Source organism: Streptomyces sp. NPDC002130 (assembly GCF_040296465.1).
GTDB lineage: Bacteria > Actinomycetota > Actinomycetes > Streptomycetales > Streptomycetaceae > Streptomyces.
Window position 1 is genome coordinate 21,168 of the sequence record NZ_JBEOXI010000023.1, and the last position, 15,216, is coordinate 36,383.

11 protein-coding genes are annotated in these 15,216 nt (G+C 69.9%); all 11 read right to left on the minus strand.

The genetic code is table 11. The features are described 5' to 3' along the window. Window positions 1-396 precede the first annotated feature (396 nt). On the minus strand, window positions 397-1,944 hold the full coding sequence (locus ABT116_RS06785) for a hypothetical protein (protein WP_351628834.1): 1,548 nt from the start codon (window positions 1,942-1,944) through the stop codon (window positions 397-399). After that, the gene (locus ABT116_RS06790) at window positions 1,941-2,624 is read right to left on the minus strand and encodes a bifunctional DNA primase/polymerase (RefSeq protein WP_351628837.1); all 684 of its coding nucleotides are present in this window, start codon (window positions 2,622-2,624) and stop codon (window positions 1,941-1,943) included. Before ABT116_RS06790 ends, ABT116_RS06785 begins: the two co-directional genes overlap by 4 nt. Beyond that, window positions 2,621-2,935, minus strand: a complete 315-nt coding sequence (locus ABT116_RS06795; RefSeq protein ID WP_351628840.1) for a hypothetical protein — start codon at window positions 2,933-2,935, stop codon at window positions 2,621-2,623. Before ABT116_RS06795 ends, ABT116_RS06790 begins: the two co-directional genes overlap by 4 nt. Before the next feature lie 370 nt (window positions 2,936-3,305). Then, entirely contained in the window at window positions 3,306-3,578 is a 273-nt protein-coding gene (locus ABT116_RS06800; protein ID WP_351628843.1) for a hypothetical protein, read from the minus strand. A gap of 8 nt (window positions 3,579-3,586) precedes the next feature. After that, on the minus strand, window positions 3,587-4,483 hold the full coding sequence (locus tag ABT116_RS06805; protein WP_351628844.1) for a tyrosine-type recombinase/integrase: 897 nt from the start codon (window positions 4,481-4,483) through the stop codon (window positions 3,587-3,589). A 118-nt stretch (window positions 4,484-4,601) separates the two neighbouring features. Continuing rightward, window positions 4,602-6,143, minus strand: coding sequence for an RNA polymerase sigma factor (locus ABT116_RS06810; RefSeq protein WP_351628846.1), 1,542 nt, complete (start codon window positions 6,141-6,143; stop codon window positions 4,602-4,604). Between the two features lie 425 nt (window positions 6,144-6,568). Then, window positions 6,569-7,456: a FadR/GntR family transcriptional regulator gene (locus tag ABT116_RS06815; RefSeq protein WP_351628848.1), complete on the minus strand. Its 888-nt coding sequence runs from the start codon at window positions 7,454-7,456 to the stop codon at window positions 6,569-6,571. Between the two features lie 161 nt (window positions 7,457-7,617). After that, window positions 7,618-9,702, minus strand: a complete 2,085-nt coding sequence (locus tag ABT116_RS06820; RefSeq protein WP_351628850.1) for an ABC transporter ATP-binding protein — start codon at window positions 9,700-9,702, stop codon at window positions 7,618-7,620. A 143-nt stretch (window positions 9,703-9,845) separates the two neighbouring features. Continuing rightward, the gene (locus ABT116_RS06825) at window positions 9,846-10,604 is read right to left on the minus strand and encodes an NUDIX hydrolase (protein ID WP_053671009.1); all 759 of its coding nucleotides are present in this window, start codon (window positions 10,602-10,604) and stop codon (window positions 9,846-9,848) included. A 129-nt stretch (window positions 10,605-10,733) separates the two neighbouring features. Continuing rightward, the gene (locus tag ABT116_RS06830; RefSeq protein ID WP_351628852.1) at window positions 10,734-12,653 is read right to left on the minus strand and encodes a glycogen debranching N-terminal domain-containing protein; all 1,920 of its coding nucleotides are present in this window, start codon (window positions 12,651-12,653) and stop codon (window positions 10,734-10,736) included. A gap of 620 nt (window positions 12,654-13,273) precedes the next feature. Further along, window positions 13,274-15,094 carry a DUF4192 domain-containing protein gene (locus tag ABT116_RS06835; RefSeq protein ID WP_351628854.1) on the minus strand — a complete coding sequence of 607 codons (1,821 nt, stop codon included), beginning with the start codon at window positions 15,092-15,094 and terminating at the stop codon, window positions 13,274-13,276. Between the last annotated feature and the right edge of the window lie 122 nt (window positions 15,095-15,216).

Sequence of the window (15,216 nt, forward strand, 5' to 3'; positions counted from 1 at the left end):
CATGACGTATGAGGTAAGGGTGAAAGAACAGGAAAATTTCAAGATTAGAGCATCTTGAACATTATTTGATTCAATTGTCAAGATCTCATCTGGTCGTTGACACCATGCGTATCTGCACAAGGGACTGGCCACAGGCGGGTACCCATCCCACCCTCACTGGACCACCACACCCAGGGGCCACCTCTACAACCAGGTGGTGGCAGCCTGCCGTACTCAGCGAGCGTTTGGGTGCCCCTCGATTTCCTTGATCCGAAAAGAGGTAACCACCTTGCCGGTACTGGTGATGTTGGTTACGTTTCCAGGTTTGTCGGAACCTGCGTTAACGCCTTCCTTGATTCATTGATTCTCCTCCCTGCGCCCTTGCGTGCTCCTACTGACGTTTCTGGAAACAGGAATTTAACTGAAAGCGTTCGGATCATAGCTCTCAGTGACGCCATATCGCCAGACGGTCTTTCCGGCGACGGACTCGCCGCTTTCCTCGGTCCACACCAGCCCTAGCATCTGCAGAGCTTGGATCTGGCGATCCACGGTGTTATGAGGCTTCTTCAGCCGCTTACGCACGTCTGTCGTCGACGAGTGCGGGTGCTCGGCCATGTCCAGCAGGATCGCTAGCCGCAGCGGTGGCACAGAGTCCTTGGCACACCGGATCGCCAGCCGCAGCGCGTCGGACCGGTTCATACCAATGGCCACGGCTCCCCGCAGGACTTGTGTCAGCTGTTTCGCGAACCGGGTCGGAGCCTCGGGCATGTCGGCATCGATTACGCGCCCCTGGTAGTCGCACTCCACGGAGGTGCGGGCCAGCGTCACCACGTCGGCAGCGGCGAGGAGCCGTTCCGACTCGTCCTCGGTCACGGTGATACCGGAATCCTCATTGATCCCGGCCAGTACTCCCCCGGCGGCGTCGGACAACGCGGCGCGCATCTCCACCTCGCTGCCGGTGTTGCCGATCGCGCGGCGACCGATGGCCCTGCGGTGCTCTGCCGAGTCGGTGCGGACTATGACGAAGCGATCGCCCATGGTGGAGATCACTGCATGCGCCCGGTCCCATGCGCTCGTGACCGCACCGACGACACAGATCCGGCCCTGCCATGTGAGCCGGCGCCCACCATCGGTACCCACATCGCGCACCCAGTGGCCGTCGTAGATCTCCCGGAGGGCGGCGAGGACCTGCGCGCGCGCATCGCGGTTCATCGACAGGATTGTCGTCATGTCCTTGATGACGAGGGTGCCCTGACTCCCGAGCTGACGCAGCAGCCCGCCGGTCGCGTCCTTGGCTCGGTCCCTCTTACCGGTGGCGGACAGCAACGCGCCCTCGGACACGATCGCCGACACAACCAGCGCCCCGGCCCCTTGCAGCGGCGCCACGGTCTCGGTCTTCGTATGCCCGGGACCGGACAGCACCAGCAGCCACAGCGGGTCGCCATCGAGGCGTTCCACCGCCGCCGCAGCGAGCACTGCGTTGAGGCTGTCCATGTCGTACTCCTCGCCGAGCCACTTACGGAAGACCTTGTGGCACTGTTCCAACGAGCACGGTGTCGCGATAGGTGGTGGCTGTACCGCAATAGAAGTCGGCTGCACGGGGTCTGCGTCCTGAGTCACGGTGGCGATGATCGTTGCGAGGTCGCGTGGCTTGGCCCATCCTGCCTTCAGGCCGCTCTCGATGGTGTCGCGCTGCTTCTGCTCGCTTCCGCCCCTGAACTCCGTCCAACCGTCCACGACTCGGTTCATGCGGGCACGGATCCGCTCCTGCGACAGTAGTCCGGGGGCCAGTCCGTGCAGGGCCGCGCCGAGGGTGGCGAGGGCGAACGTGGCGTCGTTGAGGGCCTGGTTGCCGCCTTCGGCGTTGGCGGTCTCCTCCTTGATGGCCTGCTCCACGTAGGCGATTAGACGGTCCGCGGCATCTTTGCCGACTGGGCCGGGCTGCATGAACTCGTCGTCTCTCATGACAGCCCCCTGGCCTTCAAGGCTGCTGCGAGGCTCTCACGGACACCGGGGTCGACGGGTTTCGGGGGTACCGGGCGCGGCTCCGGCGTCCAGCCCGTACGCGGCTTGTCGTCGTGGGTGAGGATGAGCGCCAGCCAGTCGCGCCTGACCAAGGGCGGTTTCAGGCCCAATGCGGAGTAGCCCGGATTGCCGGGCGCCATGACGTACCCACCCCACCTCCCCTCCGCTGCCTTGACGTCGATTCCCGGCAGCATGGCGTTCCGTCCGGGGATGTCGTCCGGATTGGCGAACCACAGATGAAGCCCTCCGCTGGAGGTCTTGATGAGGGTGGTGCGGTCCGTGAGGCCGGCCCACCGGGCTTCGGGGTCGCCGCAGGCCAAGGTGAGTGCGGCCCACTCCGCGCGGCCATCGATCGGGGGATGCTTGACGTCGAGGTCGACCACCAGCAGCTTCGACGGTTTGCACGCGATGCCGACCAGGGCACTTGGCCACTGTTGGACCCAGCCCTCGATGATCGCCGGGTCGGTGGTGGCTGCGGTGCCCCATTTCACCAGCGGTGCCCCCTTAGCCCGCAACGGAAACACGTGCAGTCCCGCAGCGGCCAGCGCGGGAGCGACCCTGACGAAGGGGCGACGAGCCACGCCATCGACCGCCAAGAGGGCAGCGACAATCGTGCTCACAACGCACCCCTATCCCCGTCGCAGAGAACCCCGCAGTCACCCTCGTGGACGGTCCTCGCCATGGGCAGAAGCCCCGCCTTTGCCGCAGCCCGACGTTCGGCTCGGTTCGGCAGTACCCTCCGGGCGCCACAATCCGGGCAGACGCCGGTGGTGTTCGTGGCCCGGCGGATGGCGAGGGCGTTCTTGAACGGCCCCGGGGCGTCGTCGGAGATGACCGGCTGGATGACCAGTACGCGCTGGCCGTTGATCTCGGTTACCGTGATGTCGTCACTGATGGGGCGCCGGCTGACGGGGCCCTGTCCCTTGTTCATGCCGTGGCACCGCCCCGGCGGGCGGCCGCCTTAGCCTTGCGGGCATTTGCAGACTTAAGAGCAAGCCGCAGGAAGTACGCCTTCCTCGCGTGTTCAGCGCGACGGGCCCGCTCCGCTGGGGGGAGGGCACCGTCGGGGTCTACCTCGACCTCGAACCGGTAGAGGAAGGCCTCACGGGCCGGGAGAGTGTGAGCAGCGGGATCGTTGCAGTGAGCCCACATGGCGTGGGAGGCAATGCGCGCGATCACAGTGCGGTTGTCGCTGGGCATGCGGAAGAAACCTTCGAAAGAATCTTCCGGGCCCGCCTGTGCTCCCGGTGGAATCGACGCCGCGCGCGCCTCGTAAACGATCGGCGGTGACTAAGCGCTATTCATGGTACAGGGTGCGGTGGCGTCGCCTTCAGCTTCTGGACCTTGCCCTCAGCGCGCCAGGTCTCAACGGCCTTCTCGATCTGGGGGCGCAGCGCATCAAAGTCGAGGCGCTGACCGCAGGGATGACCGACAAAGTCGAGCAGACCGTCCGTGCGCAGAATCGCCGCCAGGCTGAAGCACACAGTACAGCGAACCCTGAGGACCTCCTCGGCCATAAACGACCGACCTGCTGGGTAATCGGGCAGATCGGCCAGCGGAGGCATAAACGTCATGGATGGCATCACAAGTCCCCCAAGCTGAGGCGCCGCGCTTCCTCTGCCGCCCGGCGCTCGGATGTAGCCCGTGTGTACCTATCGATCATGTCGCGGCGGCTCCAACCAGCGATGGCCATCAGGCCACCTTCTGAGCCGCCGGCGGCGAGCCACCGCCCGGCTGCAGTGTGACGGAGAACATGAGGGTGGAAGTTCGGGATCCCAGCACGTTCGGCACGGTGCCGCAGCGCAACGTACAGGCCGTCGTAGGTGAAGCCCTTGCCCCGGTCGCCGAGCCACAGGGCAGGTGTCTGGGCGAGCCGATGCGTCCTGCGGGCCCGGACGTACCGGTCGACAGCTCGGGCGGCATGCGGACCGATGGGAACGGTACGCCCCCTGCCGCCCTTGCCTCGCCGCACGACCACTTCGCACCGCTTCAGGTCGATGTCAGCCACGCTCATGCCCACGACCTCGCCCGCTCGCACCCCGGTCTCAGCCATCAAGCGGACGATCGCCTCGTCGCGCCGGTCGCGAAGGTCATTCCCCTTGCACGCCTTGATCAACGCTCGGAGCTGGTCATCATCAAGCTCCTGGACGACCTTGTGATCAAGCTTCGGCGGCCTGAGAGTCAGGAGCGGGTCGGTGTCGACCTCGCCTTCGTCGGCCAACCAGGCACTGAAGCGGCGCAGAGCCAACTGCCTGGACCGCGCGGTGGACGCTTGCGCTCCATGGTCCAGCAGAGCAGAAACGAAGGCATTGACTGTAGGCCGATCGAGGACCGGGGGCCGGTCCTCCGCCTCGCACCAACGCAGGAAGGCGCGAACCCCGTCGCCGTACGTCTTCAGGGTCTGCGCACTTTTCCGCTCGGCGGCGAGGTGGAGGAGCCAGGAGTCGAGTAGTGCGACTATGTCCGAATATGCACCCATGCCTTAAGCATATGCCAGAGGCGGCCGATCGATATCTGGAGTACGAGCGCTGTGCTAGCAACGCAAAGCGCCCCCGCCCTGCAAAGCAGCAGGTCAGGGGCGCCGAGTGGGACCTAACTCAGTCGAGGTAGTCGCGCAGCACCTGGGAACGGGACGGGTGGCGCAGCTTCGACATGGTCTTGGACTCGATCTGACGGATCCGCTCGCGCGTGACGCCGTAGACCTTGCCGATCTCGTCGAGGGTCTTCGGCTGACCGTCGGTGAGGCCGAAGCGCATCGAGACGACGCCCGCCTCGCGCTCCGACAGGGTGTCCAGGACGGAGTGCAGCTGCTCCTGCAGGAGCGTGAAGCTGACCGCGTCGGCCGGGACGACCGCCTCGGAGTCCTCGATGAGGTCACCGAACTCGCTGTCGCCGTCCTCGCCGAGCGGGGTGTGCAGCGAGATCGGCTCGCGGCCGTACTTCTGGACCTCGATGACCTTCTCGGGGGTCATGTCGAGTTCCTTGGCCAGCTCCTCCGGGGTGGGCTCGCGGCCCAGGTCCTGGAGCATCTGGCGCTGCACGCGCGCGAGCTTGTTGATGACCTCGACCATGTGCACCGGGATACGGATGGTGCGGGCCTGGTCGGCCATGGCACGGGTGATCGCCTGACGGATCCACCAGGTGGCGTACGTGGAGAACTTGTAGCCCTTGGTGTAGTCGAACTTCTCGACCGCACGGATCAGACCGAGGTTGCCCTCCTGGATGAGGTCCAGGAACAGCATGCCGCGGCCGGTGTAGCGCTTGGCCAGGGAGACCACCAGACGGAGGTTGGCCTCCAGGAGGTGGTTCTTGGCGCGGCGGCCGTCCTCGGCGATGATCTCCAGCTCGCGCTTGAGCTTCGGGGCCAGCTTGTCGGCGTTCGCCAGCTTGTCCTCGGCGAACAGACCCGCCTCGATGCGCTTGGCGAGCTCGACCTCCTGCTCGGCGTTGAGCAGGGGGACCTTGCCGATCTGCTTGAGGTAGTCCTTGACCGGGTCGGCGGTGGCACCGGCGGCGGCGACCTGCTGGGCGGGTGCGTCGTCCTCGTCCTCGTCGGAGAGTACGAAGCCCGCGTTCTCGGGGGTGGCCTCGGGCTCCTCGCCGGCCTTGCCGGGGGCTGCCTCCTCGAGCACTTCCTCCTCGAGGATCTCGGCGTCGTCCTTCTTTGCGCCGGTCTTCTTGGCCGCGGTCTTCTTGGCGACGGTCTTCTTCGCGGCCGCCTTCTTGGCGGTCGTCTTCTTGGCGGCCGCCTTCTTGGCGGTCGCCTCCTCCTCGACGGCGGGTTCGGCGGCGGGCGCCGCCGGCGTGGCGGTGGCGGTGGCCTTCCGGGTGGTCACCGCCTTGGCCGCGACCGTCTTGGTGGCGGTGCGCTTGGCGGGACTCTTCGCTGCGACGCTCTTTCGGGTGCGCTTGGGCTCTGCGGCACTGACCATCAGCGTCACACCCTCTTCCTCGAGGATCTGGTTGAGGCTGCGCAGTACGTTCTTCCACTGAGTGGCCGGAATCTGGTCAGCTTCGAAGGCCCGACGCACGTCATCGCCGGCGATCTGCCCCTCAGCCTTTCCCCGCTCAATGAGCGCCATGACAGAGACGGACTCGGCGATCTCCGGCGGGAGCGTACGGGATGTGCTGGCCGACACGAACAACCTCTCGGAACGTTGGAAAACGGCTTCCGGCCCCGTCCGGTGTGGACAGGAGCCGACCGCCGGCTTGGGGATGGGCCGACGGCGCGGGCGGGGGCCGGGAAGATGCACAGCGCCGTGAACGGCGTCCGTATTCCCTCCGCGGCTGTCACCTCTTAGGTCATCGCGTTCTTCCCGCGAGCGTTACGCCGAATCTGCGTGGCCCGAGTCACACCCCGTAAGCGAACAGAAACGGTCGAACATGGACAGAACAGGTCACATACGGTATCGGCCCGACCGCGCCACCGGGTATCGGCCCCTTCGCGCCGTCGGACCCCGCAGGATCCAAGGATCCCACGGGGTCCGACGGGAGGCGGATCACCGATCAGGCACTGCCACAGGAGGGGGGTGGCACACCCGGCCGCGCCGCCCGCGGAACGCGGTCAGTGCTCGCGCGGGGCGGGCACCACCCGTTCCACCTCGGGGTGGACCGTGAGGAGTTGACGCATGGCCGTCTCGGCCGCCGCTCCGTCACCGGCGGCGAGGGCTTCGCAGATGCGGCCGTGGTGCGCCAGGGAGGTCTCGTTCGGCCGGTCACAGCCCGTGACAGGGCCACCCGAGACCTGGAGGGCCGCGGACACGATGCCGGACAGGTGCTCCAGCATGCGGTTGCCCGCGACCTGGATGAGCAGCGAGTGGAACTCGGAGTCGGCGCGGGAGAACGTGAGCGCATCGCCCTGAGCCATCGCGTGCCCCATGATCTCGACCATGTCCGCGAGGCGCTGCTGGACGTCCTCGCGACCGTGCCCGGCGGCGAGGCGGGCGGCGAGCGGTTCGATCGTCCACCGCAGCTCGCTCAGCTCACGGCGCTGGTTGTCGCGCTGGGGCCCGAAGGCCCGCCACTCGATGATGTCCGGATCGAGGAGGTTCCAGTCACTGACGGGGCGCACGCGCGTGCCGACGTTCGGACGGGCGCTCACCAGACCCTTGGCCTCCAGGACGCGGAGCGACTCGCGGACGACGGTGCGGGAGACCTCGAATCGCTGACCGATCTCCTCGGGCACCAGCGGCCGGTCGGCGCCCAGATCGCCGGAGACGATCATCTGACCCAGCTGCTGAACGAGTTGGCCGTGCAGCCCGCGTCCGCGGCTGCCCGCGGCGCGGCGGCCCACACGGCCCAGCTCGGGGTCTCCGCCGTCCCAGGCAGGGATTCCGACGCGGTCGACGGCGGGCGCCTCGGCGTACGGGTAGCGGTCGAGTTCGCCCGGGCTCGCGAGGCCGGAGTCGGCGGAGCGGGCGGCGGTCATCATGGTGTGCGCAAGGGTACTCACGCATCATTTGTCGGCGCCGCTTCCAACTCCCTTGAGGTCTTTGGTGAAAAGCACACGAAAGGGTGATCGCTCACCCCGTCGCAATTGACGCCTTATCGGAAAGAAATGGGCGTTCTGCGGGGAGTTGTGCGCATGGCCGGACCAAGGGTTACGGACCGTCGTCACCGGAATCTGCTGCGCAGGGTGGTGAGCAGATAGGCGCAGAGCAGCGCGGTCAGCGACAACATCAATGCGCCGCCCACGGGTTGGGACATCACCTTGAGCGCGGCCTCCAGGTACCGCTCTCCCCCGAAGGGCCACCGCGGCAGGAGCGTCTCTCGCAGCCGCACGGGGAGTCCGGCCGCGGTTCGCACAGACGGTCCGTTCACGAGCCTGTGCACGACGGGTACGACGAGCAGGGGGACGGCGGCCACGGCGGCGAGCCCGGCCGTGGTGGACCGGAAGACACCTGCGGCGAGTACACCGGCCCAGGCGCAGCCGACCACGAGCCCGATCCAACTCGTCATGAGCGGGACCCAGTCTGCGGGAACCTGTGCGAGCTCCCGTCCGTAGACGAGATAGAGCACTTCGGCGTCGCAGCCGACGGTGAGGACGGCCAGCACCAGCGCGGCGGTCGAGGCGACGAGCAGTTTGGCGGCCAGGAGCCCCAGCCGGCGGGGCACGGTGCCCCGGTCCGCGGCCAGGGCGGGGTGGCGGAACTCGTCGCCGAATGCCAGCGCGCCGAGCAGTCCCGCCCCGAGCGCCGCGGGCGGCAGGGGCAGCTCCTGCGGCCACGCGGCCAGCAGGCGCGGCTGCGGGGTGTGCCCGATGCGTGCGAGCACCACGGCGGTCACGGCGGACACGGCGAGTACGACGGCCCCGGTCAGGAACCCGGTGCCGATCCCGGTGGCACGGCGGATCTCGTACCGGAGCGGGCGGAGCGGGCTGGGGGCGGGACGGACGGAGATGGGGGGCGGCAGAGGCGGCAGCGCGTCGGGCGTGCGGGCGGTGAGGGCGCCGGTCGGATGCGGCGCCCGCGGCCGGGGCGGCGCGGTCGCTGTCGCTGTCGGAGAGCCGTCGTCTGATCGGCCGGCCGGGGAGAGATCCAAGACCTGATACGGCTCGGCGTCGGGCAGCTGCGGTTGCCCGAAGGACAAGGACGGCTCGCTGGTGACCGGCTCCTTTGCGTTGGAGAGGGATCCCTGCTCGAGCACGGGGTGCGGCTCGGTTGTGGGGGTCGGGGCGTCTGTTGCGAAGGGCCTCGACGGGCCGGCAGACGATGGCGACTCATCGGGCCTGGGCGTGAGGGCCGTCCCGTGCGTGTCCGTGACGCGCACCGGCTCGACCAGGATTCGGTCGCGCGGCCCGCTCGCGTGAGCGAGACCCGCACCGGGCCCCATGTCTCCGATCTCGTCGGCGAGTTGGTGAACGACGATGCCGTGGCGAAACGCGATCTCACCGATGTCCGCGCAGGTACCGCCGTACACCGAAAGGCGGTTGCCGCCCTCTCGGACGACTTCGACGGAGCGCTGCGAGGTGCGGGCGTGCTTGGCCAGGAGAACCGCCAGACGGGCCGCGTGCGGACTCCGCACTGCGGCACGGGGGCGGAGGCGGGTACGCGCGAACTCCGCGGCCTCCTGGTCGGCCACGAGCCTGCCCTGTTCCAGGGTGACGACGCGATCGGCGGTGCGCGCGGCTCCCTTGGGGTCGGCCGTGGTGAACAGGACCGTGCCGCCCTGGGCGGCGTGGGCGCGCAACATGCCGTGCAGCCAGGCGCTCTCACGGGTGGAGAGTCCGTCGGACGGGGCGTCGAGGACGAGGGTGTGCGGGTCCGCCAGGAGGACGCAGGCCAGGCCGAGGCGCCGGTCCATGCCGCGGGAAAGGGTGCCGAGGCGCTCCTCGCGCAGGCTCACGAGCCCGACCGCCTCGAGCACTTCGTCGGCACGCCGAACCGAAACTCCCGCGGCTGCGCACAGCATGCGCAGATGACCTCGCACCGTGCGGGCGGGATGCCCGGGCACGTCGCCCAGCAACACGCCGACCTCGCGCGAGGGGTGGGCGATGCGGTGCAGTGGACGCCCCCGGAAGAGAGTGATGCCGCGACCCGGTTGGAGTTCGAGCATCAGTCTGAGAACCGTCGTCTTGCCGGCGCCCGGCGCTCCGAGCAGCGCGGTGATGCGGCCCGCCTGCGCCTCGAACGAGACGTCGTCGGCTGCGGGCGGAAGCTCTTTGCGGGGGTTGCTGGTCAGTCCGAAGGCCTGGATCACTCACAGCAAGATAGCGCGCTATGTCCGGTTTTTCGGGTACCCAGGGCCTTACCGAGGTCCGCCTCGGGAAGGCCCTGCACCCGTGACCGGGTGGTCGGCGGGTCGAGTCCCTGCCAGGGCGCCGCCCGCACCCGGCCGACCACTCACACCTCGGGACGCAGCATCGGGGGGTTGAGCAGCGTCGCGCCACCGGCGCGGAAGAGCTGAGCCGGGCGTCCCCCCTGGCGGGTCGTCGTCCCACCGGTGGGAACCAGGAAGCCGGGCGTGCCCGTGACCTTGCGGTGGAAGTTGCGCGGGTCGAGCGCAACGCCCCACACCGCCTCATAGACCCGGCGCAGTTCCCCGACGGTGAACTCGGGCGGGCAGAAGGCGGTGGCCAGCGATGAGTACTCGATCTTGGAGCGGGCGCGCTCCACTCCGTCCGCCAAGATCTGCGCGTGGTCGAAGGCGAGCGGCGCGACCGGCTCGGCCTCACGCCCGTAACCGCCCTGCTGCAACAGTTCCTCGACCGGGGCCCAGCGCGCGTTGCTGGCGTCTCCGCCCGCCCTGGGCGGGGGCAGATCGGGAGCGAGGGCGAGGTGGGCGACGCTGACGACCCGCATCCTGGGGTCCCGCTTGGGATCTCCGTAGGTGGCGAGCTGCTCCAGGTGTGCGCCGTTGTCCTGAGCCGGGACGGACGGGTCGTGGACGCGCAGTCCTGTCTCCTCGGCCAGCTCGCGCGCCGCGGCCTGCGCCAGGTCTTCGTCGGCCCGTACGAAGCCGCCGGGCAGCGCCCACCGTCCCTGGAACGGCGGTTCGCCCCTGCGCACCGCCAGCGCACACAGGGCATGGCGTCGCACGGTCAGCACGACCAGGTCCACGGTGACGGCGAAGGGCGGAAACGCTGACGGGTCGTAGGGCATGCGGCGATCATAGTCGTCTGCCTGACGATAAACACCTCCTTCGCCGGTCCGTCCGCCTGGTGATCCGCTTCGGTCCGCTTATGGACTCAGCTGCCCGCACCTGGTCGTGAAACGGCACGTCGCTGCACGTCACACCCCCAGTTGCAGTCCGTCGGCCGCCTCCTCGACCATGGCGAGGCCCAGCCGGCCGACCCTCACGGAGAACCGGGCACCCGCCACGCGCAGTCCCGTGAAACCGATCTCCCCGAGGGGTGCGCTGCGTACGGGGCGCAGGGTGACCGTGCCGGCCGGGGCATCGGGGCGGATGCCGACGAGGGTGGTCAGCAGCATGATTCCGGCTGCCGCCGCGGTGGCCGCAGGACGGCAGGCTGCCGGGTGTGGGAGCGGAGCGCTTCCTTCCGTGCGCTGCTCCCCCGCGTACATCTCGGGCAGCCGGTAGGCAAAGGTCTCGGCGGCCGCGAGCACGCCGCGCACCAGTGAGCCGGCCTCCTTCTCATAGCCCGCGGCGGCGAGTCCCGCGGCGGCGAGGGCCGTCTCCTGGGTCCGTACGGCTCCTGCACGGTGGCCGAACGGATTGAATCCCGCTTCCTTCGAGCCCAGTCCGCGCAGGCCCCAGCCCGAGTCCATGACGGGGCTGCCGAGCAGTCGGGCGAGGTGCTCGGTCCGGACCTTGTCGAGCAGTCCGGGCGCCAACTCGCCTCCGCCCAGCAGGCCCGTGTCGAGGAGGTGCACGGCAGCGGCGCCCAGGTGAGGCACCGGACTGCCGTCCGGCGCACGTGCCGCCGCGGGCCGGCCGCCTCCCCGGTCCTCGACCCAGAAGTGCTCCCGGAAGGCGGTCCGCAAGGTCTGTGCCCACTCCCGGAGCGCCGCTGCCCCCGTCCGGCCACAGGCGTCTAGCAAGTCGGCTCCGAGCAGCGCGGCACGGTGGGCGTGGGCCTGTGTCTCGCAGCGGACGGGCCCGCCCGGGTTCGGGTCGCGCAGGTAGGTGCCGTCGTCCACGGTGTCTCGCAGCCAGGTCAGGCAGCGCTCGGCAGCGGGCAGCAGCGCTTCCGTTTCCTGGTCGGGGAGGCCCCAGCGGCGGGCCTCTGCCAGCAGGGCGGGGAAGAGCAGCGTGGCCTCTGTGCCGGTGCACTGCGGCGGAAGGTGCGGCCCGGCGTCCCGTCTGGGGCCGGGGATCATTCCCGACTGCGGTCCAGGCCCGGTGAGTTGGGTCCGTGCGAGGATCCGCAGCGTTCCCGCGGCAAGGCCGGTGCCCAGCGGCAGCACCATTCGGGCGGCGGCCAGCGCGTCGGCGGGAGCCAGACCGCAGCGCCAGGGTGCCCCGGCCGCGAGGTGGGTGTCGGCGGGGTGCGCGGTGTCACGCAGGAGGAGGGCCTGGAGGTCCTCGATGCTTGTCCGCAGGAGGGCCGGGACTCTCGGATCGTCGCCCTCCGCACATGCGGCGGCCAGCGGGCTGGTCGCCGCTCGTCCCACGGCTCGGAGGGGTCCCGCGCCGTCCGGCCGCACCCGCAGTTCGACGGTTCTGCTGCCCCCCGGGGGCAGGTCGAGCTCCCACCGCAGCAGCCCTGCCGAGGCCAGGGCGTCCGAGGGAGGCGGTTCGGCCGTGACGGAGGCGTTGCCGGTGGCGCAGGACCAGCGCAGGCCGGAGCCATGGACACTTGCGGGGAGGTCGGGGCCCGCACTGCCGGAGGCGATCGCGCCGAGGTCGGCCAGGTCAGTGCCCAGGACGATCTCGACCGGCAGCCGCAGGGTGCGCGGAGCCGCGCTGTGCAGGGTGACCCGCTCCGTGCCGTCGGCGAAGCGGTTACGCTCCACGATCACGTCAGGGTCCGGGCCCGTCTGCGGTGATGTGCGGAGTGTGCCCACGAACCGGGCGCGGTCGGCCGAGGCCATGCGGGCCTGTACGGCGAGCGGCTCTCGTCCGGCGACGCGGATCTCGCACCGGGAGAGCACGCGGCGGCCGGCACGGTAGAAGCCCTCCAGTCCCCGGCCGGTCAGCTGCCCTTCCTCGGTTGAGATGGCCAGGCCGGGAAGGGCGACGCAGATCATCGCGGTGTGGGCGGGGGGCAGGTCGGCGGACCAGCGCAGTCCGGGGATCGTGGCGCCCCGGGGCGGGGGTGTGGATGAGTGCCCAAGGGGTGACGGTGTCCGCCCTTGAGCGAAGGGCGATGAGGCTGGGCCGCATCCCGGACCCGTGCCAGGGCGACGGCTCTGGCCCGACCACCGTGGAGACGAACGGCCCGGGCCCGACGACGAGGGCGGACGCCAGTCGGCGCCGGGGGGCGCAGAGGGGTAGGACGTGTTGCCGGGGAACCTCGGCCCGTAACCGTCGACACGTGCCGCTGGCTGGGGAGGAACAGCCTGGTCCCCCGCTCGCGGTGCCCATGCCCCGGGCGGGCCGAGGCCCGACCCGAGGGGCAGTGTGGGTCCACCCTGGGGGCGGCGGTCGTCGGCGGCGGGCGGAGTCGGCTGGTGCATGGGACGGCTTCCTCTGCGCTCGGTGCGCCAAGATCGGGTTCGGCGCGGGTGCCGGAGGGCTCCGACGGAGCAGGGGCAGTGCGGCCTCACGGCCCGTCCGGCCGTTCCGCCACTCAGGTGAACGCCGCGAGCGTCCTCCGGGTCACGCCCACGGCCCGGCCCCGTGCGCCTTGGGGCCGCCCGCGGGAAGCTCACTCCTCACCGCTCACGCCGTGGCCGGACTGCATGCCTTCCTCGCGCCCGTGACGGCCAGGCGTGGCTGCCTTCTTCGCCGCACGCGCACGCGCGCCGCCCGTTCGCACACTGCCGGGCCGGGCGGTACCCGCCGATGTCGCACGGCCTGGGCGAGCACCGGATTCGGTAGCGCCTGCGGGGCGTGTGGTGGCCGCAGGGCGTGTGGTGGCCGCAGAGCCTGTGCTGCCAGCCGGGTGTGTGGTGCCCGCCGGCGGGCGTCGGCCGGGGGTGCGGGCTCCTCCCTCACGGTCGTCCGCGCGGGTACCACCGGATGCTGCGCCGGGGGTGGCGGCCGGACGAATGCGGCGACGACGGCGGGACGGCGCCGCCGATCGAGAGGACTTTCCGTGCGGCTCGGACTCGGGCGGCGGGGCTGCCGGTGAGGAGTTGCCGAATGGTCCGAGCCGAGGCGCCCTTGCTTGTGAAGGAATGCTGTGGGGTTCGATGTCGGTCGCCTCGGTGGTGTCGTGCCCGGCGGACTCGGCATTGTCCGCCGACGTTTCCAGGTCGGCGGCCGCGCGTCCACGGTCTTCCCGCTCCGCCCGAAGGCACCTGCGGATCGACTCCGGGTCGAGGCCTTCGTTGCAGGCCTGGTGCAGAAGGCGGGCGAAGAGGTAGTCGGGATCGGCACCCAAGGCCATGGCGAGGGCTTCGCGGGCCTCCAGTTCGTCGCCGGCCGACCAGGCGACCCAGCCGGCGAGGGTGAGCGGCGCAGCGGCGTGTTCAGCGTAGGGCCCGACACACCGGCGGGCCAGGGTCCGCCAAAGGCGAAGGGCGCGTGCGGCTTCGTCGCCCTCCATCCACGCGGCCGCGCGGTCGCGGGTCGCTCGGTCCTGGAGGCCCAGGATCAGCCGGGCGGCCTCGTCGTAGCCGAGCAGTTCGTCGTCGCGCAGATCCGCCAGGAGCACGCCGGAAACCGGCTGTGCCTCGGCGAAGCGGTCCAGGATCCTGCCCGCCAGCTCCAGCGTCTCGTCGGCCACGGCAACGCGGCCCGCGTCGTCCAGGATCTTCGGCACCAGCGCCATGCTGGCGGTGTCCAGGGCGGCCTCCTGCTCGAGGGCCGCGGCGTTCTCCCAGGGCAGCAACCGGGCCCGGAGCTCCTTCAGCGTGCCGCGCACCTGGATGCCTGCGTAGGTGGCGGCTGCGGCCAGCACTGAGGTGCCGGGGAGGCCCATGGGGGCGCCCTCGGAGGAGCAACATGCCTCGTTGTCACAGCAGTACGACCAGTAGCGGCCCTCCGAGATGCACAGTGCCTCGACGACCACCACGTCCAGGGAACCGCACTCGATGCGCAGCCTCTGGGCCAGGGGCCGCAGCCGCTCCATCACCTGGCGGCCGGTCTGTCCCTTCTCCGGTTCCTGGCACAGGAAGGCGACCATCGACTCGGGCCGGGCCCCTCGGCGCTCGCTGCCCGTCACGAGGCCGTGGGACAGCTGCCGGGCTGCTGACGGCCAGTCGTCCGCGTTCGCGGGAATACCGAGCCGGGCCCGGCCTCCGAACCGCCCGCGTCCGTCGCTGTCGTGGAGCGCGACCAGGACGATGCTGTCCTCGGGGCGGTATCCGAGCAGGTACGGCAGGGCGTCGGCCAGCTCGGCCGGCGTGCGCAGGGTGACCTGGTGCTCGCCTCCATGACTGGCGTAGGGCGGGCTGGTGGTGTGCGGCCCGGACGGGTCGTTCCCCTTCTTCTCCTGCTTGCTGCTCTTGTGCCCGCTCTGCGTCTCGGGCCCGGTGATGTCACCGTTCTCAGGGGATCCGGTCGTTTCGCTGTGGTTCGTCATGCGAAGACGATCTCGCGGAACCCGAACCTCCGCTTGGGCCTGTGGATAAGTCTGATCAGGGACGCGTCATCCGCAGCCGTTGCGTCCACAGGTCTCGGTGCGCGGCTCCGGATGTCAGTGCC

What these genes read in the sequence shown, in the direction of transcription:
- ABT116_RS06830 (WP_351628852.1), bottom strand. Translation starts at nt 12,653, where the DNA reads ATGATCTGCGTCGCCCTTCCCGGCCTGGCCATCTCAACCGAGGAAGGG.
- ABT116_RS06825 (WP_053671009.1), bottom strand. Translation starts at nt 10,604, where the DNA reads ATGCCCTACGACCCGTCAGCGTTTCCGCCCTTCGCCGTCACCGTGGAC.
- ABT116_RS06835 (WP_351628854.1), bottom strand. Translation starts at nt 15,094, where the DNA reads ATGACGAACCACAGCGAAACGACCGGATCCCCTGAGAACGGTGACATC.
- ABT116_RS06795 (WP_351628840.1), bottom strand. Translation starts at nt 2,935, where the DNA reads ATGAACAAGGGACAGGGCCCCGTCAGCCGGCGCCCCATCAGTGACGAC.
- ABT116_RS06800 (WP_351628843.1), bottom strand. Translation starts at nt 3,578, where the DNA reads ATGACGTTTATGCCTCCGCTGGCCGATCTGCCCGATTACCCAGCAGGT.
- ABT116_RS06805 (WP_351628844.1), bottom strand. Translation starts at nt 4,483, where the DNA reads ATGGGTGCATATTCGGACATAGTCGCACTACTCGACTCCTGGCTCCTC.
- ABT116_RS06785 (WP_351628834.1), bottom strand. Translation starts at nt 1,944, where the DNA reads ATGAGAGACGACGAGTTCATGCAGCCCGGCCCAGTCGGCAAAGATGCC.